This window comes from Hydrogenophaga laconesensis, from assembly GCF_031457235.1.
GTDB lineage: Bacteria > Pseudomonadota > Gammaproteobacteria > Burkholderiales > Burkholderiaceae_C > Hydrogenophaga > Hydrogenophaga laconesensis.
The window spans coordinates 113,077-137,791 of the sequence record NZ_JAVDWE010000007.1 but is presented as its reverse complement, the minus strand read 5'-3'; the positions used below and the strand labels follow the sequence as shown (position 1 = coordinate 137,791).

20 protein-coding genes are annotated in these 24,715 nt (G+C 67.6%); 14 read left to right on the top strand and 6 right to left on the bottom strand.

Translation table 11 applies throughout. From position 1 onward, the window contains the following. Nucleotides 1-59 precede the first annotated feature (59 nt). The 5 genes from J2X09_RS13940 to J2X09_RS13920 all read left to right on the top strand — a co-directional run bounded on the left by J2X09_RS13940 (nucleotide 60) and on the right by J2X09_RS13920 (nucleotide 11,366). Nucleotides 60-6,014 carry an alpha-2-macroglobulin family protein gene (locus J2X09_RS13940; protein WP_204734052.1) on the top strand — a complete coding sequence of 1,985 codons (5,955 nt, stop codon included), beginning with the start codon at nucleotides 60-62 and terminating at the stop codon, nucleotides 6,012-6,014. Further along, nucleotides 6,011-8,179: a penicillin-binding protein 1C gene (gene pbpC / locus J2X09_RS13935; protein WP_204734053.1), complete on the top strand. Its 2,169-nt coding sequence runs from the start codon at nucleotides 6,011-6,013 to the stop codon at nucleotides 8,177-8,179. The genes J2X09_RS13940 and pbpC overlap by 4 nt, the downstream gene beginning before the upstream one ends. Then, nucleotides 8,163-9,053 (top strand): LysR substrate-binding domain-containing protein, encoded by an 891-nt coding sequence (locus tag J2X09_RS13930; protein WP_204734054.1) that lies wholly within the window; start codon nucleotides 8,163-8,165, stop codon nucleotides 9,051-9,053. The genes pbpC and J2X09_RS13930 overlap by 17 nt, the downstream gene beginning before the upstream one ends. A gap of 137 nt (nucleotides 9,054-9,190) precedes the next feature. Then, the gene (locus J2X09_RS13925) at nucleotides 9,191-10,345 is read left to right on the top strand and encodes a mandelate racemase/muconate lactonizing enzyme family protein (RefSeq protein WP_204734055.1); all 1,155 of its coding nucleotides are present in this window, start codon (nucleotides 9,191-9,193) and stop codon (nucleotides 10,343-10,345) included. 34 nt (nucleotides 10,346-10,379) lie between these two features. Beyond that, entirely contained in the window at nucleotides 10,380-11,366 is a 987-nt protein-coding gene (locus tag J2X09_RS13920; RefSeq protein ID WP_204734056.1) for a Bug family tripartite tricarboxylate transporter substrate binding protein, read from the top strand. Between the two features lie 26 nt (nucleotides 11,367-11,392). Here the strand turns inward: J2X09_RS13920 and J2X09_RS13915 are convergent, their stop codons facing one another. Beyond that, nucleotides 11,393-11,704, bottom strand: a complete 312-nt coding sequence (locus J2X09_RS13915; protein ID WP_204734057.1) for a DUF4124 domain-containing protein — start codon at nucleotides 11,702-11,704, stop codon at nucleotides 11,393-11,395. Between the two features lie 162 nt (nucleotides 11,705-11,866). On the opposite strand from J2X09_RS13915, the gene J2X09_RS13910 reads away from it, so the two are divergent. The 4 genes from J2X09_RS13910 (at nucleotide 11,867) to J2X09_RS13895 (ending at nucleotide 15,707) form a co-directional block, all read left to right on the top strand. Continuing rightward, nucleotides 11,867-13,018, top strand: coding sequence for an alpha-hydroxy acid oxidase (locus tag J2X09_RS13910; protein ID WP_204734058.1), 1,152 nt, complete (start codon nucleotides 11,867-11,869; stop codon nucleotides 13,016-13,018). 126 nt (nucleotides 13,019-13,144) lie between these two features. After that, on the top strand, nucleotides 13,145-14,401 hold the full coding sequence (locus tag J2X09_RS13905) for a Y-family DNA polymerase (RefSeq protein ID WP_204734059.1): 1,257 nt from the start codon (nucleotides 13,145-13,147) through the stop codon (nucleotides 14,399-14,401). Nucleotides 14,402-14,505: 104 nt separating this feature from the next. Further along, nucleotides 14,506-14,784, top strand: a complete 279-nt coding sequence (locus J2X09_RS13900) for a hypothetical protein (protein ID WP_204734060.1) — start codon at nucleotides 14,506-14,508, stop codon at nucleotides 14,782-14,784. An 80-nt stretch (nucleotides 14,785-14,864) separates the two neighbouring features. After that, entirely contained in the window at nucleotides 14,865-15,707 is an 843-nt protein-coding gene (locus J2X09_RS13895; protein WP_204734061.1) for an enoyl-CoA hydratase-related protein, read from the top strand. Here J2X09_RS13895 and J2X09_RS13890 read toward each other — a convergent pair. Together J2X09_RS13890 and J2X09_RS13885 are read right to left on the bottom strand one after the other, a co-directional pair. Next, nucleotides 15,696-16,253 (bottom strand): cysteine hydrolase family protein, encoded by a 558-nt coding sequence (locus J2X09_RS13890; RefSeq protein ID WP_204734062.1) that lies wholly within the window; start codon nucleotides 16,251-16,253, stop codon nucleotides 15,696-15,698. The two genes, J2X09_RS13895 and J2X09_RS13890, sit on opposite strands and share 12 nt — an antisense overlap. Before the next feature lie 23 nt (nucleotides 16,254-16,276). Next, complete coding sequence (locus J2X09_RS13885; RefSeq protein WP_204734063.1) at nucleotides 16,277-16,702, bottom strand: Lrp/AsnC family transcriptional regulator; 426 nt, start codon at nucleotides 16,700-16,702, stop codon at nucleotides 16,277-16,279. A gap of 122 nt (nucleotides 16,703-16,824) precedes the next feature. Here J2X09_RS13885 and ocd point away from each other — a divergent pair, with 122 nt between their 5' ends. Further along, nucleotides 16,825-17,901 carry an ornithine cyclodeaminase gene (gene ocd / locus J2X09_RS13880; RefSeq protein WP_204734064.1) on the top strand — a complete coding sequence of 359 codons (1,077 nt, stop codon included), beginning with the start codon at nucleotides 16,825-16,827 and terminating at the stop codon, nucleotides 17,899-17,901. A 46-nt stretch (nucleotides 17,902-17,947) separates the two neighbouring features. Further along, entirely contained in the window at nucleotides 17,948-19,009 is a 1,062-nt protein-coding gene (locus J2X09_RS13875; RefSeq protein ID WP_204734065.1) for a histone deacetylase family protein, read from the top strand. Nucleotides 19,010-19,031: 22 nt separating this feature from the next. On the opposite strand, the gene queF is transcribed toward J2X09_RS13875, so the two are convergent. The 3 genes from queF to yaaA are packed head-to-tail and all read right to left on the bottom strand — an operon-like array spanning nucleotide 19,032 to nucleotide 21,570. Then, on the bottom strand, nucleotides 19,032-19,883 hold the full coding sequence (queF, locus tag J2X09_RS13870; RefSeq protein WP_204734066.1) for an NADPH-dependent 7-cyano-7-deazaguanine reductase QueF: 852 nt from the start codon (nucleotides 19,881-19,883) through the stop codon (nucleotides 19,032-19,034). A 1-nt stretch (nucleotide 19,884) separates the two neighbouring features. Continuing rightward, nucleotides 19,885-20,766, bottom strand: a complete 882-nt coding sequence (locus J2X09_RS13865; protein WP_204734067.1) for a 2OG-Fe(II) oxygenase — start codon at nucleotides 20,764-20,766, stop codon at nucleotides 19,885-19,887. A 24-nt stretch (nucleotides 20,767-20,790) separates the two neighbouring features. Next, complete coding sequence (yaaA, locus tag J2X09_RS13860; RefSeq protein ID WP_204734068.1) at nucleotides 20,791-21,570, bottom strand: peroxide stress protein YaaA; 780 nt, start codon at nucleotides 21,568-21,570, stop codon at nucleotides 20,791-20,793. Nucleotides 21,571-21,801: 231 nt separating this feature from the next. On the opposite strand from yaaA, the gene J2X09_RS13855 reads away from it, so the two are divergent. The 3 genes from J2X09_RS13855 to J2X09_RS13845 all read left to right on the top strand — a co-directional run bounded on the left by J2X09_RS13855 (nucleotide 21,802) and on the right by J2X09_RS13845 (nucleotide 24,654). Next, the gene (locus tag J2X09_RS13855) at nucleotides 21,802-22,416 is read left to right on the top strand and encodes a VOC family protein (protein ID WP_204734069.1); all 615 of its coding nucleotides are present in this window, start codon (nucleotides 21,802-21,804) and stop codon (nucleotides 22,414-22,416) included. 322 nt (nucleotides 22,417-22,738) lie between these two features. Continuing rightward, nucleotides 22,739-24,469 carry an FAD-dependent oxidoreductase gene (locus J2X09_RS13850; protein WP_204734070.1) on the top strand — a complete coding sequence of 577 codons (1,731 nt, stop codon included), beginning with the start codon at nucleotides 22,739-22,741 and terminating at the stop codon, nucleotides 24,467-24,469. Further along, the gene (locus J2X09_RS13845) at nucleotides 24,466-24,654 is read left to right on the top strand and encodes a DUF2783 domain-containing protein (RefSeq protein WP_204734071.1); all 189 of its coding nucleotides are present in this window, start codon (nucleotides 24,466-24,468) and stop codon (nucleotides 24,652-24,654) included. The genes J2X09_RS13850 and J2X09_RS13845 overlap by 4 nt, the downstream gene beginning before the upstream one ends. The last annotated feature ends 61 nt before the right edge of the window (nucleotides 24,655-24,715 follow it).

Genomic DNA, 24,715 nt, shown 5'->3' with positions numbered 1-24,715 from the left:
CGCGCCGGTCCACCGGGACACCTGGAGCGGAGGGCTTTCCGCTACCCTTGGCACCTGCCATGGAGGAAGACTTGAAGAACACACCGTCCCACCTTGCCGTTGCTGCGCTGCTGCTGGCCACGGCCCTGCCGGCCACAGCACTGCAGATCACCAGCGTGTCGCCTCGGGGCGAGGTATCGCGGGTCCGCCAGATCGTCGTCAAGTTCGATGAAAGCGCGGTGAACTTCGGCGACGCGCGCGCCCCCGCCCCGGTGTCCCTGAGCTGCAGCGACGCCCAGGCCACGCGGGGCAACGGCCGCTGGATCAACGACCGAGAATGGGCCTTCGATTTCGAGAACGATCTGCCGCCGGGCGTGAACTGCACGGTGCAAGGCAAAAGCGGCTTCAAATCGCCCAAGGGGGCGGAACTGCCCCCCTTCCGGTCCACCTTCAACACCGGCGGACCGTTCGTGCAGCAGGTGCGGCCGGGAACCTCGTCGCAGATCGACGAGGAACAGTATTTCGCGCTGCGGCTCAACGGCGCGGCGACGGAAGCCAGTCTGCAGTCCAACGTGTGGTGCGCGGTCGAAGGCCTGGGTGAACGCGTCCCGATCCGGCTCATCAACGGCAACGACCGCACTGCGGTGCTGAAGGCCAATGGCTGGGACAAGGCCGCCGCGCAGGAACCGCAGCGTTACGTGACGCTGGCGTGCAACCGCCGCTTCACACCGGACACGCGCGTGGCCATCGTCTTCGGCAAGGGCGTGGCCACACCGTCGGGCGTGGCGAACACCATCGAACGGCGCCTTGAATTCCGGGTGCGTGAAGCCTTCACCGTCGGGTTCAGCTGCGAGCGCGAAAACGCACAGGCGGCCTGCCTGCCGATCCGGCCGATGACGCTCAACTTCAGCGCGCCGGTGCCGCGCAAGGTGGCCGAAGGCCTGCGCCTCCAATCGCCTCAGCAGTCGCACAAGCCGGTGTTCGAGGAAGACAACGCCGACGGCGACAGTCTGGTCGACGAGGTGAGCTTCAAGGCCCCGTTCGCCGAACAGGCCACCTTCAAGGTGGCGTTGCCGAAGGACTTCAAGGACGCTGCCGGCCGCGCCCCCGCCAATGCCGACAGCTTCCCGCTGGCGGTGAACACCGGGCCGATGCCACCGCTGGCCAAGTTCGCCGCAGCACCGTTCGGCATCGTCGAACGCTTTGCGGAACCGGGTGGCACGGCGTTGCTGCCCGTGACGTTGCGCAACGTGGAGGCGGCACTGTCCGTACAGGGCGTCACGCCGGGCCAGGTGAGCGACCTGCAACCCCGGACCGACGCGGACATCATTGCCTGGTTCCGCAAGGTGCAGCGCTACCACCAGTTCAACGTGCTGCGAAAACATGCGCAGGCCGAGACGGCCGGGCCGCTGCCCAAAGCACTGGAGGACCGGGACAAGCGCTGGGTCGAGTCGCGTGCCGTGTCGCTGCTCAAGGGCCAGGCGAACGTGAAGGCGATGGAACTGCCCAGGCCCGCCAGCGGCGATCCACGGCCTTTCGAGGTGGTGGGCATTCCGCTCACGCCGGGCTTTCACGTCGTCGAGATCGCATCGCCCACTCTCGGCGGCGCGCTGCTGGACCCGCGCTATGGCGGTTCCCGCACGATGTACGTGCGCACCTCGGCACTGGTGACCAACCTGGGTGTGCACTTCAAGCTTGGCCGCGAGAACGCGCTGGCCTGGGTGACCACCCTGGACAAGGGCAAGCCTGCGGCAGGTGCTTTCGTGCGCGTGTCCGACTGCGCCGGCAAGGAGGTGGCCACGGGCACCACCAACGCACAAGGTGTGGTCGAACTCAAGGGCGTGCCGCCCGAAGCCCCGCGCTGCAACAGCGATGACGGCGAAGCCTCGCAGGCCTACTTCGTCAGCGCCCGCCTGAAAGACGGTGCCACGGAAGACATGGCGTTCACCTGGAGCGACTGGTACCGGGGTATCGAGCCGTGGCGCTTCAACGTGCCCACCAGCCGCGACAAGCGCCCCGACGAGCGTGTCCACACGGTGTTCGACCGCACGCTGCTGCGCGCAGGTGAAACGGTGTCGATGAAGCACCTGATCCGCACCGAAACCGGTCAGGGCTTCGGCCTGCCGGAAATCCTCCCCGATACCCTGGTCGTCACGCACACCGGCAGCGGCCAGCAGTTCACGCAACCCGTGATCTGGCGCAGGACGGCGACCGGCGGGCAGAGCGCCGAAAACAGCTTCGCGGTGCCCGGCGGCGCGAAGCTGGGCAGCTACGAGGTCACGCTCAAGAGCGCCGACGAACGCCAGCGCCAGTACAGCACCGGCGAGTTCCGCGTTGAAGAATTCCGGCTGCCGGTGCTCGAAGGCCGCATCGCACCGCAGGAGCAGAAGGCGCTGGTCAACGTGCAGAGCCTGCCGACGCAGCTGCAGGTGAGCTATGTGTCCGGCGGTGGCGCGGCCAATCTGCCCGTGCGTGTGTCGGCGCTGGTGCGCGACAAATACCTCAGCTTCCGCGACTTCGACGGCTTCAGCTTCCAGCCACCGCGCGTGCGCGGTGACAACGCACAGAGCGACGAGGGGGGCGAGGAAGAGGCCACGGCCTCGCAGGACCAGCGCATCATCGCCGACAAGCTGCCCGTCACGCTGGACCGCAATGGCGCGGGCGCGGTCGTCATCGATCAGATTCCGGCCGCGTCGCAACCCCAGGAACTGTTGCTGGAGGCCACCTACGCCGACCCGAACGGCGAGGTGCAGACGCTGCGCAGCGTCTCCACCGTCTGGCCGGCGAATGTGGTCGCCGGCATCAAGACCGAAGGCTGGGTGTCGGCGCGGCAAAAGATTCGGTTCCAGGCCCTGGCGCTGGACCTCGCGGGCAAGCCGGCGGCCGGCGTCTCGCTGGACGTGAAGGCGCTGGCCCACATCACCACCACCAGCCGCAAGCGCATGGTGGGCGGTTTCTACACCTACGACAACCGGTCGGAGACGAAGGACCTGGGCACGGTGTGCAGTGGCAAGAGCGATGCGCGCGGCCTGTTGCTGTGCGAGACCACGCTCGGCGAACCCGGTGAGGTCGAGCTCGTCGTGACCGCGAAGGACAGCGCGGGCCAGAGCATCCAGGCGGCGAGTTCGGTGTACGTCACGCGCCAGGGCGAACTCTGGTTCGGCGGCGAAAACCACGACCGCATCGACCTGCTACCGGAAAAGAAGACCTACCAGCCCGGTGACACCGCGACGTTCCAGGTGCGCATGCCGTTCCGCTTCGCCACGGCGTTGCTCACGGTAGAGCGCGAAGGCATCGTCGAAAGCCGTGTGGTGCAGCTCAACGGGCAGGACCCGACCGTGCAGCTCAAGGTGCAGGAAGGCTGGGGGCCCAACGTCTACGTGAGCGTGCTGGCCCTGCGCGGCCGTCTGCGTGAGGTGCCGTGGTACTCGTTCTTCACCTGGGGCTACAAGGCGCCGCGCGAATGGTGGACATCGTTCTGGCACGAAGGGCGCGAGTACGTGGCACCAACGGCGCTGGTGGACTTGAGCAAGCCCGCGTTCCGCCTGGGCCTGGCGGAAATCCGCGTCGGCACGAAAGCGCACCAGCTCGACGTGAGCGTGAAGGCCGACCAGGAGAGCTACCCGGTGCGGGGCCAGGCGCGCGTGACCATCACGGCAAAACTGCCGAACGGCCAGCCGGCGGCGAACGCGGAAGTGGCCCTCGCCGCGGTGGACCAGGCGCTGCTGGAACTCATGCCCAACCGCAGCTGGAACCTGCTGGAAGCCATGCTGCAGCCGCGCGCATGGGGCGTCGAAACGTCCACCGCGCAGATGGAGATCATCGGCCGCCGGCACTATGGCCGCAAGGCCGTGCCCGCCGGTGGCGGCGGCGGCAAGAGCGGCACGCGCGAGCTTTTCGACACCCTGCTGCTCTGGAACCCGAAAGTGGTGCTGGATGCGAAAGGCCAGGCCATCGTCACGGTGCCCTTGAACGATGCGCTCACCACCTTCCAGATCGTCGCCGTGGCCGACATGGGCACGGGGCTTTTCGGCACCGGGCAGGTCAGTGTGCGGTCGACCCAGGACCTGCAGATCATCAGTGGTCTGCCGCCCCTGGTGCGCGAAGACGACCAGTTCCGCGCACAACTCACGTTGCGCAACACCACGCAGAGGGCCATGAAGGTGGAGGTGGCGCCGCGCGCCACCTTGCTGGAGCTCAAGCCGCAGACCGTGGACATTCCGGCCGGCGAAGCGCGCGAGGTGGCCTGGAACGTGACCGCGCCCGCACAGCTGACGCAGACCCGCGCCGAGGCGATCCTGTGGGAGATCGAGGCGAAGGACACGCTGGGTGGCGCGAAAGACGCACTCAAGGCACGGCAGCGCATCGTGCCCGCCGTGCCGCTGACGGTGCAGCAGGCCACGCTGGTTCAGGTCGACGGCGCCTTCAACCTCGACGTGGCGCCGCCTGCCGGCGCCCTGCCGGGCCGCGGTGGCCTCAAGATCGCGCTGCAACCCAGGCTGGCCGAAGGCCTGCCCGGCGTGCGCGACTGGTTCGCCAACTACCCTTTCGTGTGCCTGGAGCAGAAGACGAGCAAGGCGGTGGGCCTGCGCGATGCGAAGCTGTGGCAGGGCGTGGTGGCGCAGTTGCCCAGCTACCTGGACAGCGACGGCCTGGCCAGCTACTTCCCGCCACGCGAGGGCGATGGTGACCGCGGCAGCGACATCCTCACCGCCTACCTGCTCGCCGCCACGCACGAAGCGTCCTCCATCGACCCGGCCTTCGGCCTGCCCGACGACGTGCGCGCTCCAATGGAGCGGGGCCTGATCGCCTTTGTCGAAGGCCGCATCACGCGCGAGTTCTGGAGCCCGCGCAAGGACCTGGACGTGCGCAAGCTCGCCGCCATCGAAGCGTTGTCGCGCCATGGCAAGGCACGCGGCCGCATGCTGGGCAGCGTGACGATCGCACCCAACCAGTGGCCCACCAGCGCGGTGATCGACTGGGTGAACATCCTCAAACGTGTGACCGATGTGCCGCAACGCGAACAGCGCCTCGCCGAGGCCACCCAGGTGCTGCGCGCGCGTCTGAGCTTCCAGGGCACGAAGCTGGTGTTCAGCACGGAACGGGACGACTACTGGTGGTGGCTCATGGCCAACGGCGACGTGAACACCGCACGCCTGATGCTCGCGGTGATGGACGACCCCGCCTGGCAGGACGACATGGGTCGGCTGGCCAGCGGCTTCATCGGCCGCCAGCAGAACGGCGCCTGGCGCACCACCACGGCCAACCTCTGGGGCGGTCTTGCGCTGGAGAAGTTCTCGGCGAAGTTCGAGGCGGTGCCGGTGGCGGGCACGACGCGTGCCGCCCTCGGCACGGGCAGCGCCGCCATCGACTGGGCCAAAGTCGAGCGTGTGAAGACGACCGATGCAATCGGCGCACCCAACCAGACGACCTGGTTCGGCGCCCCCGCCAGCCCGGGCAACCTGAAAAACAACACCGGCTTCCTGCCGTGGCTGGCCGATGGCGGCAAAGGCACGCTGAGCGTGGCGCACCAGGGCGCGGGCAAGCCCTGGCTGACGCTGCAGTCCATCGCCGCGATTCCGCTCACCTCGCCTTTCAGTGCCGGCTACACCCTCAAGAAGACCATCTCCCCCGTGGAACAGGCCGTCAGCGGCACGCACACACGCGGCGATGTGTGGCGGGTGTCGCTGGAGATCAACGCCTCGGCCGACATGACCTGGGTCGTGGTCACCGATCCGATCCCCGGCGGCGCGACCATCCTGGGCGGCGGGCTGGGCCGCGACTCGCAGATCGCCACCTCAGGCCAGCGAAGCCCGTCGGGCAACGCCTGGCCAGCCTTCGAGGAACGCAGCTTCGAGTCCTACCGCAGTTACCACGAGTACGTGCCCAAAGGCGTCTTCAAGGTGGAATACACCGTGCGACTGAACAATGTGGGCGTGTTCTCGCTGCCGCCCAGCCGCGTGGAGGCGATGTACGCGCCGGAAATGTTCGGTGAAACGCCCAACGCACGCGTGACGGTGGAGGCCGTCCGGTGAACCTGCGCCACGCGCTCGCGGCCATCGCGCTCGGCCTGGGCCTGGCGCCCCACGCGCAGGCCTTGCCCAGCTTCGCCGAGGTGCAGGCCGACTGGCGCCCGTCCGACGCGCGCGTGCTCGACCGCCATGGCGAGTTGCTGCAGCGCGTGCGCGTGGACCACCGCGTGCGCCGTGGCGAATGGATCGCGCTGGCCGACATGTCGCCCGCGCTGCGCACGGCCATGGTGTTGAGCGAGGACAAGCGCTTCCACGAACACAGCGGTGTCGACTGGCGCGCGGTGTCGGCCGCGGCCTGGGGGAACCTGTGGAACACGCGCACCCGCGGCGCCTCGACCATCACCATGCAGCTGGCCGCGCTGCTGGACGAGCCGGATGGCGATCTGCAGCGCGGCGCGGGCGGGCGGCGCGTGTCGCAGAAGATCGGCCAGGCCGTGGCCGCGCAAAGCCTGGAGCGGCGCTGGCGCAAGGACCAGATCCTCGAGGCGTACCTGAACCTCGTGCCCTTCCGGGGCGAGATCGTCGGCATCGACGCGCTCTCGCGCACGCTGTTCGGCAAGGCCGCGCACGGCCTGGACGAATCCGAAGCGGCGCTGGCGGCCGCGCTGGTGCGCGGGCCCAACGCCGCGCCCAGACAGGTGGCACAGCGCGCGTGCGGCGTGCTCAGGCTCATGCAAACGGGCACCACGGTGGATTGCGTGGTGCTGCAGGCTTTCGCCGACATGGCACTCAACAGCCGCGAGTTCCCGGCCACCGAAGGCATTGCCCCGCACCACGCGCGGCGCGTGCTCAGCGAGCAGACGCCGGGCACTGAACGCACGGCGCGCTCGTCGCTGTCCGCGCCGCTGCAGCGCTTCGCCCTGCACACCCTCCAACGTCACCTGCGTGAACTGCGCGGGCGCAACGCACAGGACGGCGCGCTCGTCGTGCTGGACAACGCCAGTGGCGACGTGATGGCCTGGGTAGGATCGTCGGGCGAGTTGAGCGCAGCATCGGAGGTGGATGGCGTGACCGCGCTGCGCCAGCCTGGCTCCACGCTCAAGCCGTTTCTCTACGCACAGGCGATCGCGCAGCGACGCATGACGGCGGCTTCTCTGCTGGAGGACTCGCCCGCCGCCATCCCCACCACCAGTGGACTCTACATCCCGCAGAACTACGACCGCCAGTTCAAGGGCTGGGTCTCTGCGCGCACCGCGCTGGCCTCGTCGCTCAACGTTCCCGCGGTGCGCACGCTCGTCATGGTCTCGCCCGACGCCTTTCACCGGCAACTGGGCGCCATGGGCCTGCCATTGCGCGAATCCGCGGGCTACTACGGCTACAGCCTGGCCCTGGGCAGTGCCGAGGTGCCTCTGCTCTCACTCACCAACGCGTTCCGCACACTGGCCAATGGTGGTCGGCATGGGCCGGTGGGTTCGCCGCCACAGGGCGAAGCGGTCATCGACCCTCGTGCGGCCTTCATCGTGGGCGACATCCTGAGCGATCCGAACGCGCGCGCGCGCACCTTCGGCACCGACAGCCTGCTGGCCACGCGCTTCTGGACCGCCGTGAAAACCGGCACCAGCAAGGACATGCGCGACAACTGGGCGGTGGGCTGGTCCGAGCGCTACACCGTCGGCGTGTGGGTCGGCAATGCCAGCGGCGCGCCGATGTGGAATGTCAGTGGCACCAGCGGTGCGGCGCCCATCTGGGCCGATGTGATGCAGCACCTGCATGCCCGCACGCCCAGCCGTCCGCCCACACCACCAGTCGGCCTGGTGCAGGTTCGCACCCGTTTCGACGGTGCGGATGGCAGGAGGCCGCTGGAAGCCACGCGCAGCGAGTGGTTCATCGCCGGCACCGAGCAGGCCAGCTTCGCGATGGACACGCCCGACGCAGCGGTACAGCCCACCGGCGCCCCGCTGCGTATCCGCTCGCCAGCGCCAGGCACCATCGTCGCGCTGGACCCGGACATCCCACCCAACCGGCAGCGACTCACCTTCATCGCCAGCGGCACTGGTGGCCGCTGGCGCCTGGACGGCAAGCCCCTGGCCCAGGGCGCCCAGGTGCAATGGCTACCCTGGCCGGGCAGGCACGTGATGCAACTCACCGACGCGCGCGGCAAGGTGCTGGACGAGGTGCGGTTCGAGGTTCGGGGAGCGGGGGTGAAAGCGCATGCAGGAAACCATTGACCTGAGCACCTTGCGCGTCGTGGTGGCGGCGGCCGACCTCGGCTCCATCAGCGCGGCCAGCGAGCGCCTGCAACTGGCGGTGGCGGCCGCCAGTGCGCGCATCACGGCGCTGGAGGAGTCGCTGGGCTTCCGGGTGTTCGAGCGGTCGTCGCGCGGTGTGCAGCTCACGCCTGCGGGCCAGATGCTGGTGCAACGCAGCCGCGCGCTGTTGACCGACGCGGACCGGCTGGCGCAGCACCTGCGCGGCTACAGCGAGGGCCTGCAGGGTCAGGTGCGCGTGCTGGCCAACACCTCGGCACTGCTGGAGGTACTGCCCCGACGGCTCGAGCAGTTCATGAAAGCGCATCCGCTGATCCGCATCGACATGGAGGAGCGCGGCAGCCCGGAAATCCCGCTCGCACTGATCGAGGGGCGCGCCGACTTCGGTGTGGTGGACCTGCCCGTGCCGCCTGCCGGCCTGGCGTTCACGCCTTTTTTCAGCGACACCCTGGTGCTGCTCGCCCCACGCTCGCACCGGCTGGCAAGCCGCCGCCGGTTGCGGCTGGTCGACGCGCTGGACGAGCCCTTCATCACGCTGACAGACGGCACAGCCTTGTCCAACCGCCTGCTGGCCTCGGCGGCCGACGCCGGCCGCCAGCTCCATGTGCGCATGCGCATGCGAGGCTTCGACGCCGTGTGCCGCATGGTGGCTGCCGGCCTGGGCGTGGGTGTGCTGCCGCTGGAGGCGATCGCCCCCCAGCTGGCCCATCTGCCGCTCACGGCGGTGCCGCTGTCCGACCCCTGGGCCCGGCGCACACACCACATCGCCACCCGCACCGACGCGCCACCCGCACCAGCCGCGATGACGCTGATCCGCGCCCTCACCACCCACTGAGGCGCTGAAGCAGGCTTTCGCGTTTCGCGAAAGCGGCCTTTGCCGCACGCCATTGCGGCCCACAGACGGCCATTCCTACACTGCCGCCAGACCCCACAAACACAATCGCGGCTGCCCTGGCCGCGCCCGGAGACTTCATGAAAATCGCCCGTGTCAGCGCCACACCGCTGAACCTGCCCGTCACCGTCCAGTCCCCCAGCCGCGCCCAGACCACCAGCCTGTCGGTCTGCCTCGTCACTGTCGAAACCGACAGCGGCCTCATCGGCACCGGCATGACCGCCATCACCGAGGAGGAGGTGATCGGCAGCATCGTCAACGACATCGCGGCGCACCACCTGATCGGCATGGATCCGATGCGGCACGAGCAGATCTGGGAACGTCTTTATTGGCTGCTGACGCCGCGCGGCCAATCGGGTTATGCGAGCCATGCCATCGCCGCCATCGATCTCGCGCTCTGGGACATCAAGGGCCAGGCACTGGGCGAGCCGTGCTGGCGCCTGCTGGGCGGTGCACGCGCCGAGGTGCCGGTGTACGCCACCTTCGGCTTCAACTTCTTCGACCGCGACGAACTGGCCGCCGCCGCGCGCGAGTGGGTGGGTCGTGGTTTCACCCGCCTGAAGATGACGGTGGGACACCATGCGCTGCAGCGGCGCGACGAACCACGGCCGCTGGATCAGGTCATCGCCGAAGACGTGCAGCGCATCCGCGCGGTGCGCGAATCTGTCGGGCCGGACGTGCAGATCTACATCGACGCCAACTGCAGCCTCGACTACTTCCACGCGCTCTCCCTGGCGAAGAAGGTGGAACCCTGCGACATCAGCTTCTTCGAGGAACCGGTATCGCAGAACGACATTCCCAACCTCGCGAGGCTGCGCGCCAAAACCTCGATCCCGCTGGCCGCCGGGCAGAACGAAGGGCTGGCCTCGCGCTTTCGCGACATGCTGGTCGCGCAGGCGGTGGACGTGGTGCAGCCCAACGCCTGCATCAGCGGTGGTTTCACCCAGTGCAGCCGCATCGCTGGCATGGCCTCTGCCTTCAACACGCGCTTTGCCAATGGTGGTGCCTGGCCCCATCACAACATGCATCTGCACGCCGGTCTGGCCAATGGCTCGCTGGTGGAGTACCACTCGGTGGCGGTGCAGTGCTGCGAACTGGTCTTCGACGATCTGCCCAAACCGGAACGCGGCATGCTGCGCCTGCCCGTGACGCCCGGTCTGGGTTTCAAGCCCAACCCCGAACGTCTGGCCGAACTCGCCAGACGGCCAGGCTCGCGCGGCGCGGGCAAGGCCTGAACCGGAATCCCCACGAAAAGAACGGAGACAAGACATGCAGAAAAGCAACCCATCCTTCTCGATCGGCCGGCGCACCGCCATCGCACTGGCGCTGGCGTCCACGCTCGGCGCGAGCGCCTGGGCACAGGCCTGGCCCAGCAAGCCGGTGCGGCTCGTGGTCGGCTACTCGGCAGGCGGCGGCGTCGACGCCATGGCACGGCTGATCGCCCCGCGCCTGTCGGCCCTGCTCGGCCAGCAGGTGGTGGTGGACAACCGCACCGGCGCGGCCGGCCTGATCGCAGGCGACACGGTGGCACGCGCCGCGCCCGATGGCTACACCTTGATGCTGGGCGACAGCTCGCTGCTGATCGCACAACATCTGCAACCGCGCATGAGCTTCGACCCGGTCAAAGCGTTCACGCCCGTGGCCGGTGTGTTCACGCTGCCCCTGGTGATCGTGGCCAACAACGATGTACCGGCCAAAACACCGGCCGAGTTCGTGAAGCTGCTCAAGGAGAACCCCGGCCGCTACTCCTACGCCACCTCGGGCGTGGGCACGGTGCACCACCTGGGTTTCGAGATGCTCAAGGGCCAGGCCCGCACCTTCGTGGTCCACATTCCCTACCGGGGCGCGTCGCAGATCGTGCCCGACGTGATGAGCGGCCAGGTGCCCATTGGCGTGGTGAGCGCGACCTCGGCCATCGCCCAGGCCAAGGCAGGCAAGCTGCGCGCGGTGGCTGTGATGAACCCCGTGAAACTGTCCGGCGCCGAAGACATTGCCCCGCTCTCCGACGCCCTGCCCGGCTTCTCTGCGGTGCCCCGCCTCTACGTGCTGGCGCCGGCTGGCACGCCGGCGGCCATCGTCGAGCGCCTGAGCGACAGCCTGCGCTCGGTGATGGAAGCGCCCGACATCGCACAGATTGCGGCCCAGCAGGGTGCCGTGCCGGCCTACATGCCCGCCGGGCCGCTGGCCGCCGACATCGTGCGCGAGTCCGCCGAATGGGGAAAGGTCATCCGCGAGCAGAAGATCACCGCCCAGTGAACCGGGCGATCTGATCAGGCCCCAGGTCAGGTACAGGGTTCGGGCTGGGGTACTTCGGTGCAGCGCTTGTAGGCCTCGGCCTTGAGGCCACCGCCCACGACCCGGTACTGGTCGAAACAGGCCGCGCTGGCCATGTAACGGTGCCAGCGGGCCTCGCACGCGCTGATACCAGGCGGCAGGGGGGTGCTGGCAGGCACGGCCTTGCTGCGGTACCGCTCGGGGACCACGGTGCCATAGACCACCTGACCGTGATCGTCCACCCACCGGTAGACCTCCGCGGCAGTGGCCGCCAACGGCACAGCCAGGGTCAGGATGACGGCCAGGGTGTGGATTTTCATGTCCATCCGACTCTTTTGCTCGCGAGGCAGTTCCACCGTCTGTCTTTCGCTGGACGCTGCATTGCAGCAAAAATTTCAAAGCACCACCAGCCGCTTTCACAAACCTTTTGCGGAGTGCGCGGCTAACATCCCCCGACCACCGAATCACCGGAGACTTTCGAGATGACCGTCATCACCAACGTGGAAGACCTGCGCGTGCTCGCCCAGAAACGCGTGCCACGCATGTTCTACGAATACGCCGACAGCGGTTCCTGGACGGAAGGCACCTACCGTGCGAACGAAGCGGACTTCCAGAAGATCAAGCTGCGCCAGCGCGTGGCGGTCAACATGGAGAACCGCAGCACGCGCAGCACGATGATCGGCCAGGAGGTGGCCATGCCGGTGGCCATCGCCCCCACCGGCCTGACCGGCATGCAGCACGCGGATGGCGAGATCCTCGCCGCACGCGCTGCGCGCAAGTTCGGCATCCCGTTCACGCTCTCCACCATGAGCATCTGCTCGATCGAGGACGTGGCGCAGCACGCGGGCGAGGGTTTCTGGTTCCAGCTCTATGTGATGCGCGACCGCGGCTTCATCGAGCGTTTGATCGACCGCGCCAAGGCCGCCCGGTGCAGCGCGCTCGTGCTGACGCTGGACCTGCAGATCATCGGCCAGCGTCACAAGGACCTGAAGAACGGACTGACCGCGCCGCCGAAGATGACGCTCGCCAACATGATCGACATCGCCACCAAGCCGCGCTGGGCGCTGGGCATGCTCGGCACCAAGCGCAAGCAGTTCGGCAACATTTTCGGCCACGTCAGTGGCATCGAGAACATGGGCAGCCTCGGCGAATGGACGGCCAAGCAGTTCGACCCGTCGCTCAACTGGGGCGATGTGGAATGGATCAAGAAGCGCTGGGGTGGCCAGCTGATCCTCAAGGGCATCCAGGATGTGGAAGACGCAAAGCTGGCCGTGGCCTCGGGCGCCGACGCCCTCATCGTGAGCAACCACGGCGGCCGGCAGCTGGATGGCGCCCAGAGCAGCATCGACGCCCTGCCTTCCATCGTGGACGCGGTCGGCGGCCAGATCGAGATCCACATGGACGGCGGCATCCGCAGCGGCCAGGACGTGCTCAAGGCGCGCGCGCTCGGCGCGCGCGGCGTCTACATCGGCCGCCCCATGCTCTATGGCCTGGGCGCCATGGGGGAGGCGGGTGTGAGCAAGTGCCTGGAGATCATCCATAAGGAACTGGACCTGACCATGGCCTTCTGCGGCCACACGCAGATCGAGAACGTGGACAAGGGCATCCTGCTGCCGGGCACGTTTCCGAAGTAAGGAGATCACCCTCCGCACGGCTCCGCCGCTCCTCCCTCCGCTGCGCGAGGGGTTGTGCACCCCGGGGCCCGGCAGAGCCGGTTCCTTCGGTGCCGTCGAAATGGCCGTCCGCTCCGGACACGCCTGATGTCATCCCCCGGTATGCTCACCGCCGTGACCCCACCCACGGCCCCGATCCGGCGCATCGCCCACCTCGACATGGACGCTTTCTACGCGTCGGTCGAGTTGCTGCGCTATCCGCAACTCAAGGGGCTGCCCGTGGTGATCGGCGGAGGCCGTCGGCGCGAGGACGACATGCTCGCGCGGCTGCGCGAGGCCTACCCCGAGCGCGAATGGACGGGCGATGACCTGGCCCACATCCCGGTCGAGTTCTTTCCCCTGCTGGGGCAGTACGCCGGGCGCGGGGTGGCGACCACCGCCACCTACCCCGCGCGCCAGTTCGGCGTGGGTTCGGCCATGGGCCTGATGAAGGCGGCCAGACTTTGCCCGCAGGCCATCCTGCTGCCGGTGGATTTCGATGAGGTGCGCCGCATCTCGCGCCTGTTCAAGCAGACCATCCGCGAGATCGCGCCGGTGATGGAGGACCGGGGCGTGGACGAGGTCTACATCGACTTCACCGACGTGCCAGGCGGTCAGCGCGAAGGCGGGCGCGTGCTGGCACGCCTGATCCAGAAAAGCATCTTCCAGGCGACGGGCCTGACCTGCTCCATCGGCGTGGCACCGAACAAGCTCATCGCCAAGATGGCGAGCGAATTCAAGAAACCCAACGGCATCAGCGTCGTGTACGAGCAGGACCTGGAGCAACTCATCTGGCCCCTGCCCTGCCGCAAGATCAACGGCGTGGGCCCCAAGGCCGATGCGAAGCTGCAGGGTCACGGCATCCACACCATCGGCGAGCTGGCGCAGCGCGAACGCACGTGGCTGATCCAGCACTACGGCAAGAGCTACGGCGCCTGGCTGCACGAGGTGGCGTGGGGCCGTGACGAGCGCCCGGTGCAGACCGAGAGCGAGCCGGTGAGCATGAGCCGCGAGACGACCTTTGACCGCGACCTGCATGCGGCACGTGACCGCGCCGAACTCGGCGCCATCTTCACCCGCCTGTGCGAGCAGGTGGCCGACGACCTGCAGCGCAAGGGTTATGTCGGCAAGACCATCGGGGTCAAGCTTCGCTACGACAACTTCCAGATCGTCACACGCGACAGCACCATCGATCATTTCACCAATGAAGCCACCAGCATCCGCCGCCAGGCTGGCCTGTGCCTCAAGCGGGTGGACCTCACACGGCGCATCCGGCTGCTGGGCGTGCGTGTGGGTTCGCTGGCGCGGCTGGGCGAAGTGCCGCCCGAGCCCGAACGGCCCCCCGGACCCGCCCAGTTGTTCTGATTTGGGCAGAAAGTCACTCAGCGCCCGTTGACGCGGGCTGACGCGAAACTTACATTGGCGAAGACCGCCATCCGCTGCATTCCCACCGTTCCCAGGGGGCTGCCATGCATCTCTGTCTCAGTCTCTGCGAGCTGGAGCGCATCAAGCGCTGGCATGTGGCACACCGGCTCGATCACCCGCTGGAACACCAGCTGTGGGACGGCATGCTCACCTTCTGGGTGATGGGCTGGGTGGGTTGTGTGCCGGCGTTCTTCGCCCAGGCGCTGTGGCTGGTGCCGCTGTGTGGCGCCGGGATCATGGCCCCCACGCTCTATGTTCGCTGGCGCCGCAAAGTGCACAACGCACATCGCCTGCGTTGCGACTGGCTCGGCCCGGAAGACTGAGCCGCGTCCGGCCTGGGACAGTCCCTGCGCGTGGGTCGGCTTACAGTGAGCCGATCCTTCCCACGAGAGACACGCCCGCCATGAACGCACCCACCTGCTTCTCGCTCACCACCCAGGACCATGTCGCCCACCTGGTGATGAACCGGCCCGCCGAACTCAACACCATGCACCCCACGTTCTGGCGCGAGCTGGACGAGCTGCTCACGCGGATCCACAACGAAGGGGTGGCGCGTGCCCTGGTCATCAGCAGCACCGGCAAGCATTTCAGCGCGGGCATGGCGCTGGAGACCTTCGCGGGCGCGATCAGCATGGACGACCAGAGCCCCGAGGGTCGGGCCGCCATCTTCGACCTGCTCACCGACATGCAGGCCACGTTCACGAAGATCGAGAACCTGCGCATCCCGGTGATCTGCGCCATCCAGGGCGGCTGTATCGGGGGCGCGGTGGACATGGTCACCGCGGCCTGCATCCGCTACGCCTCGGCGGACGCCTTCTTCTGCATCCAGGAAATCAACATCGGCATGGTGGCCGACGTGGGCACACTGCAGAGGCTGCCCAAGCTGATGCCGTTCGCCGTGGTGAAAGAGATGGCCTACACTGGCCGCCGCCTGCCCGCCGCCCGCGCCATGGCCTACGGCCTGGTGAACGAGGTGTTCGACAGCGCCGACGCCACGCTCGCCGCTGCCTTGCAATGCGCGAAGGAAATTGCGGCCAAGCCGCCGGTGGCGATCTGGGGCACCAAACAGGCCGTCACCTATGCACGCGACCACTCGGTGGAAGACAGCCTGCGCCAGATGGGCTGGCTGCAGGGCACGGTCTGGAGCAACGCCCATGTGCGTGAGTCCATCGCCGCGATGAAGGAGAGGCGGGCCGGCAACTTCACACCGCTGAGCGCTCTGCAACCGTTCAGGTCACTGGGCTGAGGCGCCCGGCGCCGTTCCAATCAGGTCCGCGCTGTTCACCGCCCGCACGCGCGGGCCGAAGCTGGAAATGTTGGTCAGGGTGGCGTTGTGGTGCGCGATCACCTGGGGTGCGGTGAGTACGGCATTGCCCGCCGAGGTATGGGCATCGGCCACCAGCACGACGGGATAGCCCAGCGCCAGGGCGCGGCGCGTGGTGGTGTCCACGCAGAACTCGGTGTGCATGCCGCAGACGATGAGCTCCTCGGTGCCCCTGGCCTTCAGCAGGGCCTCCAGGTCGGTGTTCAGGAACGCATCGGGCGTCTTCTTGCGCACCCGGAGATCGCCGGGCTGCACCTCCAGTCCGTCTGCCAGTTGCCATTCGCGCGTGCCGTGCTCCAGATACCCGCTGGTGGACTCGTGCTGGATGAAGACCACCGGCGCACCGGCCGCCCGGACGCTTGCCGCCACCTGGTTGATGCGCGCGATCACCTCGTCGCTCGCGTGGGCGCGCCCCTCGCCCTCGCAAAGCCCTTGTTGCATATCGATGACGAGCAGGGCGGTTTTCATGGGTGTCCCCGTGCGCTGAAGGGTCAGGACACCCGGTAAGTGGCCAGGTGCAAGCTGGTCTCGGTGCTGCTGATGCCCCGGATCAGGCGGATGCGCTCCAGCACCTGCGAAAGCTCCGTCAGGCTGGTGGCGCGAAGGCTTGCGAGCAGGTCCCACCGGCCGTTGGTGTCGTGCAGCTCCGCCACGCCGGGTTCGCCCAGCAGGCTGGCAATCACCGCGCGTGTCTGGTTGCCCTCCACCGCCACGCTCATCCACGCCATGATTTCGCTGGGTTCCGCGTCGGGCCGCAACCGCACCGTGTAGCCCACGATCACGCCAGCCGCCTCCAGCCGCGCGATGCGGTTGGTGATGGTGCCGCGCGAGACGCCCAGCTTTTTCGCCAGTGCAGCAACGTTGGTGCGCGCGTCCTTGCGCAGCAGGGCAATCAATTGCTGATCGAGGGCGTCCATCCGGTCATTATGCGATTCAATGCTGACATTTTGGTAATTTATTGACGAAATTCAATCAATGTTGACGATTTACATTGAACTTCACCCCGTCGACACTGATGTCCATCATCAAGGACATCCCCATGAACGCCGCCTCCACCTCTCTGCCGACCCTGTTCCTCAGCGCTCAGGACGTGGCCCACCTGATCCACCGCCTGGGCTTGCCCCGCACGCTCGAGCGGCTGGCCGACACCCTGCACGCCGACTACCTGCGCTGGCCGGACTTCGACAAATCCGCCCGTGTGGCCAGCCATTCCCGCGACGGTGTGATCGAGCTGATGCCGATCGCCGACGACACCACCTACGCGTTCAAGTACGTCAACGGACATCCCAGGAATACGCAAGGCGGCCTGCCCACGGTGATGGCATTCGGTGTGCTCGCCGACGTGGCGACCGGTGCGCCCCTCCTGCTGAGCGAGCTCACGCTCACCACCGCGCTGCGCACGGCCGCCATGTCGGTCGTGGCCGCGCGCGCCCTCGCCCGCACTGACAGCCGCCGCATGGCGCTCATCGGCAATGGCGCGCAGAGCGAATTCCAGGCCCTGGCCTTCCATCACCTCATGGGCATCGACGAGATCCGCCTGTTCGACACCGACCCCGCCGCCACCCGCAAGCTCATGGCCAACCTGGGCGGCCAGGTCGGCCTTCGCCTGGTGCCTTGCGACAGCATCGCCCAGGCGGTGCGAGGTGCCGATATCGTGACCACGGTCACCGCCGACAAGACCAATGCCACCATCCTCACGCCGGACCTGATCGAACCGGGCATGCACATCAACGGCGTGGGCGGCGACTGCCCCGGCAAGACCGAGCTGCACCCCGACGTGTTGCGCATGGCCTCGGTGTTCGTCGAGTACGAGCCTCAGACCCGCATCGAAGGCGATTTGCAGCACTTGCCCGCTGACTTCGCCGTGACCGAGCTCTGGCAGGTGCTGGCGGGGCGTGCCGAGGGCCGCACCGGCACCGCGCAGGTCACACTGTTCGACTCCGTCGGCTTTGCGCTGGAAGACTATTCCGCATTGCGTTTCCTGCGACAGGCGGCCCGCGAACTCGGCCTGGGCCGACAACTGCCGCTGGTGCCTGCACTGCCCGATCCCAAAGACCTGTTCGGCCTGTTGCGCGAAGCCGCACCGCAAGAGCGCGCGCTTGCACTGGCTGCCTGAAGCTCTCGCGTTCGCTACGATGGGCGTCCCCACCGCTCCCGTGCCCATGAAGACCTTTCACAACCCCCACCACGCCGGCCATGCCGGTCAGCAGGAAATGTTCCGCGGCCGCATGGTGCCGTGTCACGAAGTGCCTGCGCGGCTGGACTTCGTGCTCGCCGAACTGGAGCGCCGCCCCCTCGGCCCGCTCGCGCCACCCACGGTGGACGACTCCGACCTGGGCGCGGCCATCGCCCGCGTGCACGACCCGCGCTATCTCGCGTTCCTGGCCACCGCGTGGGACCAGTGGGTGGCGATGGACGCGGCGAACGCACAGCGCGACGCCCTGCCTTCGGTGTGGCCGCTGGCCAACCGGCATGGCTTTCGCAACGACGTGCTGCCACGCAACTTCGCAGCGCGGCTGGGCCTGTTCTCGTTCGACTCCGGTTCGCCGCTGACCGCAGGCACCTGGGCCGCCGCACGAGGTGGCGCGGCCTGCGCGCTGGCCGCCGCGCGCGCCTTGGCCAACGGCGACCGCAGCGCCTTCGCGCTCTCGCGCCCGCCCGGTCACCACGCAGGGCCGGACTTTCTCGGCGGCTACTGTTTCCTGAACAACGCCGCCATCGCGGCACAGGCGCTGCGCGAGGCCGGCCACGGCAAGGTGGCGGTGCTGGACGTGGACTACCACCATGGCAATGGCACGCAAACCATCTTCTATGAGCGTGCCGACGTGTTCACCGCGTCGATCCACGGCGACCCTGCCACCGAGTACCCCTTCTTCCTCGGCCACGCGGACGAGCGTGGCGCAGGTGCAGGCCTGGGCTTCAACCTCAACCTGCCACTCCCGCGCGGCTCGGGCGTCAAGGTCTGGCGTGCCGCGCTCGACACCGCATTGCAGGCCGTGCGCGACTTCGGTGCCAGTGCGCTGGTCGTGCCGCTGGGCCTGGACACCTTCGAGGGCGACCCGATTTCCGGCTTCACCCTCAAGACCGGCGACTACGCCGCGGTGGGCGCAGCGCTCGCCAGTGCCGGGCTGCCCACCGTGTTCACCTTCGAAGGCGGCTATGCGGTGGACGAGGTCGGCACCAACGCCGTGAACCTGCTGGAAGGTTTCCAGAAGGCTGCCTGAGCGGCGATGGCCGCCGCTGCGCTCACTGCCGTGCCGTGCGCACGTTGGCCGGCGGCGACTGCGGGTGGCTGCTGCGCCAGGGATTGATGTCCAGGCCGCCCCGGCGGGTGTAGCGCGCGTACACCGTGAGCTTGGCCGGCTTGCAGCGCTGCCAGATGTCCATGTAGATGCGCTCGACGCACTGCTCATGGAATTCGTTGTGGTTGCGGAAGCTGACGATGTATTGCAGCAGCCCCGCCTGATCGATCTGCGGCCCGCTGTACTGGATCTGCACGCTGCCCCAGTCGGGCTGCCCCGTCACCAGGCAGTTGCTCTTGAGCAGATGGCTCACCAGCGTCTCGGTCACGGGCTGCTCGTGCAGCGCGGCATGAAGCAGCTCGGGCGCGGGCTGGTACTGCGTGCACTCGACATCGAGCCGGTCCACCGACAGGCCGTCGAGTTCATGCACCGCCTCGCGGTTGAACTGCTCGGGCAGCACCAGGCGCACACCCGCGCTCGCCTGCACCGGACCACCGTGCCAGATGGCGGTGCTCACGTCGGCGCGGATGAGGTCGCGCACCGCATCGGCACTGGCGAAGCGCGTGTTGTTGAAGCTGTTGAGGTAGAGCTTGAACGACTTGCTCTCGACGATGTGCGTGCTCTCGCAAGGCACGGTGATCTGCGCCAGCGCGACCATCGGCTTGCCCCGGGGGTTGAGCCAGCTCAGCTCGAACGCGGTCCAGAGATCGGCACCGAGAAAAGGCACGCTGCCGGTGATGCCGATCTCGCGCCGTTTGGTCTCGCGCGGCAGGGGGAACAGCAGCGAGGCGTCGTACTGGTCGATGTAGGCCGAGACGCGGCCGAGCTGCGATTGTTCAGGGGTGTTCTGTGTCATTTCAGATGAATTCGCGTTCGCGCAGCCATTTGGTGGCAACCCACTTCTCGCCCTCGATCACCGGCGCGCCGCCGTGCAGCGTGCGCGTTGAAGGGTGGGCGCGGTCGTAGCTGAAGAACACGGCGTTGCCGCGCACCGGGGCCACCTCCAGACCGATGTCGGGGAAGGTGGTGCCCCCACCGCGTGTGGGTTCGTTGAGGTACATCACCAGCGTGGCCACGCGCTGGCCGCCACGCCGCAGGATGGTCGGCGTGCCCGGCTCGTTGGGGTCGAAGTAGTCGTAGTGAGGTTTGTACTCGGCACCGGGTTTGTAGTTCAGCACCTGGAAACCCTCGCCGTTCTCCAGCGGCCAGTTCAGCAGCCGAGCGATGCGGGCCTCCACCCTGGCCACCTCGGGCGTCTGCCCACGGGTGAAGAACATGCCACTGCTGGTGCGGTCGGGGTTGAGCTCTTCGCCGCCGGTCTTGGTCTGCACGGTGAGCGAGCGCGCCAGGTGCGGGCGGGCGGATTCGATCAGCGCCTCGCACTCCTCGGCGCTGAGCAGATTGCCCAACACCACCACGCGGGGGTTGCCCACCGACACGATGACATCCACCATGCGGTCGCCCGCGTCGAGCTGCCGGGGCGAGCGCTCCAGATCGAGGTCGGGCACGGGCACCCGCTCGGGCTCCGCGTCCGGCTGGCCACCCGCCGCCTCGGCCGCGGCCTTCGCCCGGGCCTGTTCCTGCAGGTGCTCGCGCAGCGTGCTCTCCAGCGCGGCCACCGCGACCGACTCCTGCCAGCCGGAGGACATCATGGACGCCAGCACCACCTCGGGGGTGAAGCCGGCGGAGGCCTGCTCGATGATCCAGCGGCGCAATTCGGGAGTGATGGTCTGGCTCATGGTTGGAAGTCGTGTGGACGGGCCTCAGGGCTTGGGTTGTTCTCGGCGGAACACCAGCCTGTCGGTGGAAGACACCGCGGGCACGAAACGGTAACCCTCGAGGTCGAAGCCCTTGAGTTGCTCGGGCGTGGTGACACGGTGCGTCACCGCATAGCGCACCATCAGGCCGCGCGCGCGCTTGGCCATGAAGCTGATGACCTTGTAGCCATCGCCCTTGCGCTCCTCGAAGGCACAGGTGACCACGCGCGGCACCAGCGCCTTGCGGTTCACAGCCTTGAAGTATTCCTCGCTGGCGAGGTTGATGACCACCGGGCTCAGATCGGCCTGGGCGCGCTGGTTGAGGTATTCGGCGATCTGGCTTCCCCAGAATTCGTAGAGGTTCTTGCCCCGTGCGGTCTTGAGGCGCGTGCCCATTTCAAGCCGGTAGGGCTGCATCCAGTCCAGCGGCCGCAACACGCCATACAGCCCGCTGAGGATGCACAGGTGCTGCTGCAACCAGTCCAGCTCGCTCTCCCCAAGGGTCTTCGCATCCAGACCGCCGTACACGTCGCCGTCGAAGGCAAGCACGGCCTGTTTGGCGTTCTTCGCGGTGAACTTCGGCCGCCAGGCCTGGTATCGCGCCACATTCAGGCCCGACAGCGCGTCCGACAGGTCCATGAGCTCGCCGATCTGCAGCGGCGACTTCTCGCGCAACACATCGATGAGCTCGGCGGAGTGCTTCACGAAAAGGGGCTGGGTGTGGGTGGCCACATGCGGCGGGGTCTCGTAGTCGAGGGCCTTGGCAGGCGAGATCAGGAAAAGCATGCTGGAAAAGGGCATCTCCGCGCAACCGGAGTTGCGCGGCTCGAAGATCGGGTTTCTGGCGGGGGGTGAAGCTTCGATTATCACCATCGGCGCAGCAGGCTCAACGGCGTCGACACCCGGCCCGGAAACGCTCAAACTGGAGCGCAGCGCAGGCCTATTCAATTACGATAAGGGAAATGCGTTGCATAATGGTGAATCACAAGGCCCGCTTTCGCCACACAGGAGACCGACATGCCGACCACCGCCACCCTGCCCCCGCCAGCACCGATCCAGCAGTTGCACCACTACGCCTACCGCGCGAAGGATGCGGAGGAAACGCGACGGTTCTACGAGGACATCCTGGGCCTGCCGCTGTACCACATCATCCAGAGCGACTACGTGCCGAGCACGGGCGAATATTGCCCGTACACGCACTTCTTCTTCCGCCTGCAGGATGGCTCTTTCATTGCCTTCTTCGACCTGGGCGACGACGAGGCGGCCTTGCCGAGCCCGAACACGCCGAAGTGGGTGAACCACATCAGTTTCCGGGTGGACACGGTGGAAGAGCTGGAGAACACGAAGGCGCGCCTGGAGGCCAGTGGCATCGAGGTGCTGGGCGTGACCGACCACCACATCTTCAAGAGCATCTATTTCTTCGACCCGAACGGCATCCGCCTGGAGCTGACCGCGCAGCTGGCGGACGAGTTCGAGATGCTCAAGGAAAGCAAGACGGCGCACGCGCGGCTGGCCGAGTGGACAGCGCGCAAGGAAGAGTGGCGCAAAGAACGGGCAGAAGGCAAGAGCGCTGCGCCGCTCAAGCCGCAGCAAAACGATCGACCTGAGGTGGCGGGGCGCGTCAAGGCTTGAGTCTTTTGGCGTTGGCGAGGCTCCGGTGGACCGAAGCGAGGGGCCGGGGGCTCCGCGAATGTCCCCCGAGTCGGCTTCGCCGCCTCTCCTCCTTTATTTCGCTGCGCCCCCGGCCCCTCGCTTCCGCCCACCTCCTGGCACGCAACGGCTGCAAACCACGGGTGCCTTCGGTTCGGTGATGCGTGGCGCTCTGCGCAGCGAAATAAAGGAGAAGGCGGCCTCCCGCCGCCGGGGGGCATTCGCGGAGCAGAGCGCCACGCAGCACCGAACCCGCGAGGTCTACCCAGAAAAAACATGAAGACAACCCACTAAGGAGCGATGCATGTCAGCAACGGCATACCGCGACACAGCCCTCACGAACAACTACGAGTTCACCAGCGGTGCCGGCTACGTGCTGCCCGAATACGACTTCGTGCCGCCACCTGAACTGCAGGGTGGCCCCCTGGTACGCCACCCCATCGTCATCGTCGGCGGAGGCATCACCGGCCTCACCATGGCCTGCTCCCTCGCCCGACTGGGCGTGCGCGCCGTGCTGCTCGACGAAGACAACACCGTCGGCGTCAAGGGCGCGTCTTCACGCGGCATCTGCTACACGCAGAAGTCCCTGGAAATCTTCGAGCGCCTCGGCATCTTCGAACGCATCGCAGCCAAAGGCACACAGTGGAGCGTGGGCCGCACCTTCGCGGGCGACGACGAGGTCTACAGCTTCGACCTGCGCCAGCAAGGCAACTTCCACCTCTCCAGCCAGCCCCCCTTCATCAACATCCAGCAGTTCTACATCGAAGCCTTCCTGGTTGACCGTATCCAGCAACTGGGGGGCGTCGAGCTGCGCTGGCAGAACCGCCTCACCGCCTTCGAACAGAACGCCGAGTGCGCGACCCTCACCGTGGAAACCCCCGCCGGCACCTACCGCATGGAGGCCGAGCACGTGATCGACGCCACCGGCTCCGTCAGCCCCCTGCGCAAATGGCTGGCCGTGCCCTTCGATTCGCGGCGAGGCGACGACCGCTGGTGCATCGCCGATGTGCGCTTCACCGAGCACCCGCCGGTCGAACGCCACACCTGGATCGAAGCCCCGTTCAACGAGAACCGCGCCGTCTGGCAGCACCTCATGGCCGATGACGTCTGGCGCATCGACTACCAGATGGCGCCCAACGCCGACCCAGCCTACGTGAGCCGCGAGGATGTGGTGCGCGAACGCCTCGCACGCCAGTTCGGGTCCGACGTGGGTGTCGAGATCGTCTGGGTCGGCCCCTACGCCTACCGCAGCGAATGCGTGCACGCCATGCGGCATGGCCGCGTGTTCCTGATGGGGGATTCGGCCAAAGTGGTCAGCCCCTTCGGCGCGCGCGGCGGCAACACCGGCGTGGCCGACGCCGACAACCTGGCCTGGAAGCTCGCCGCCGTGCTGCGCGGCAAGGCCGATGTCGCCCTGCTGCAGAGCTACCACGACGAGCGCCTGGAAGCCGCACAGCAGAACGTCTGCGTCACCAACCGCACGGCCCGTTTCCTGCGCCCGGCCGACGGTGCCGAGCGCGTGTTCCGCCACGCCGCGATCGGGCTGGCCAAACAGTACCCGTTCGCGCGCAGCCTCATCAACACCGGCCGAATGGCGGTGGCCAACCCCTACAGCCGCTCGGGCGCCTGCACCTACGCGGCCGGCAGCGCGGCGGGCCAGTCGGTGCAGAACGTGTCGTTCTGCTGGGCCGACGGCAGCGCCGGGCGGGTCAATGACCTGCTGAACTGGGTCGAGGGCGACCTGCTTGTGCTGGTGTTCGGTGAGGCCACGCCCGCCTCGCTGCAGCGCCTGCGTCGGCTCTGCCTCGACGCGCCCGTGCGCAGCGTGCAGGTGCTGGGTGTCCGGGATGCCGCCCAGGCAACGGAGCACGTGCGCGACCCACAAGGCCACCTGCAGGGCGCCTGCCAGGTGTCGGGCAACGCATGGGCGCTGGTGCGGCCCGACGGCTACCTTGCCGCCACGGGCGATGCCATCAACGCCCGGCTGGTCACAGCCATCGAACGTTCCCTCGGCTTGCGCGGAGACACGCCATGAAACAGAACCTGAATTTCCAGGACGCCGACGCGTTCTACGAGCACCTGCTGGACGCCCACGTCGGCCTCAGCCGCGAAGACAGCGAACTGCTCAATGCCCGCCTGATCCTGCTGCTGGCCAACCAGATCGGCGACACGGGGGTGCTGAAAGCCTGCATCGACGCCGCCCGGCAGCTGCCTCGCTAAAATCGGCGGTTCTTTCCCAGACGGCATCCTGCGGGATGCCGTTCCCATTTTTGGCGCGCCC

Bases quoted from the DNA above. Each gene is read 5' to 3' on its own strand.
- J2X09_RS13940 (WP_204734052.1), top strand. From the start codon at position 60: ATGGAGGAAGACTTGAAGAACACACCGTCCCACCTTGCCGTTGCTGCG.
- J2X09_RS13930 (WP_204734054.1), top strand. From the start codon at position 8,163: ATGCAGGAAACCATTGACCTGAGCACCTTGCGCGTCGTGGTGGCGGCG.
- J2X09_RS13925 (WP_204734055.1), top strand. From the start codon at position 9,191: ATGAAAATCGCCCGTGTCAGCGCCACACCGCTGAACCTGCCCGTCACC.
- J2X09_RS13920 (WP_204734056.1), top strand. From the start codon at position 10,380: ATGCAGAAAAGCAACCCATCCTTCTCGATCGGCCGGCGCACCGCCATC.
- J2X09_RS13915 (WP_204734057.1), bottom strand. From the start codon at position 11,704: ATGAAAATCCACACCCTGGCCGTCATCCTGACCCTGGCTGTGCCGTTG.
- J2X09_RS13910 (WP_204734058.1), top strand. From the start codon at position 11,867: ATGACCGTCATCACCAACGTGGAAGACCTGCGCGTGCTCGCCCAGAAA.
- J2X09_RS13905 (WP_204734059.1), top strand. From the start codon at position 13,145: ATGTCATCCCCCGGTATGCTCACCGCCGTGACCCCACCCACGGCCCCG.
- J2X09_RS13900 (WP_204734060.1), top strand. From the start codon at position 14,506: ATGCATCTCTGTCTCAGTCTCTGCGAGCTGGAGCGCATCAAGCGCTGG.
- J2X09_RS13895 (WP_204734061.1), top strand. From the start codon at position 14,865: ATGAACGCACCCACCTGCTTCTCGCTCACCACCCAGGACCATGTCGCC.
- J2X09_RS13890 (WP_204734062.1), bottom strand. From the start codon at position 16,253: ATGAAAACCGCCCTGCTCGTCATCGATATGCAACAAGGGCTTTGCGAG.
- J2X09_RS13885 (WP_204734063.1), bottom strand. From the start codon at position 16,702: ATGGACGCCCTCGATCAGCAATTGATTGCCCTGCTGCGCAAGGACGCG.
- ocd (WP_204734064.1), top strand. From the start codon at position 16,825: ATGAACGCCGCCTCCACCTCTCTGCCGACCCTGTTCCTCAGCGCTCAG.
- J2X09_RS13875 (WP_204734065.1), top strand. From the start codon at position 17,948: ATGAAGACCTTTCACAACCCCCACCACGCCGGCCATGCCGGTCAGCAG.
- queF (WP_204734066.1), bottom strand. From the start codon at position 19,883: ATGACACAGAACACCCCTGAACAATCGCAGCTCGGCCGCGTCTCGGCC.
- J2X09_RS13865 (WP_204734067.1), bottom strand. From the start codon at position 20,766: ATGAGCCAGACCATCACTCCCGAATTGCGCCGCTGGATCATCGAGCAG.
- yaaA (WP_204734068.1), bottom strand. From the start codon at position 21,570: ATGCTTTTCCTGATCTCGCCTGCCAAGGCCCTCGACTACGAGACCCCG.
- J2X09_RS13855 (WP_204734069.1), top strand. From the start codon at position 21,802: ATGCCGACCACCGCCACCCTGCCCCCGCCAGCACCGATCCAGCAGTTG.
- J2X09_RS13850 (WP_204734070.1), top strand. From the start codon at position 22,739: ATGTCAGCAACGGCATACCGCGACACAGCCCTCACGAACAACTACGAG.
- J2X09_RS13845 (WP_204734071.1), top strand. From the start codon at position 24,466: ATGAAACAGAACCTGAATTTCCAGGACGCCGACGCGTTCTACGAGCAC.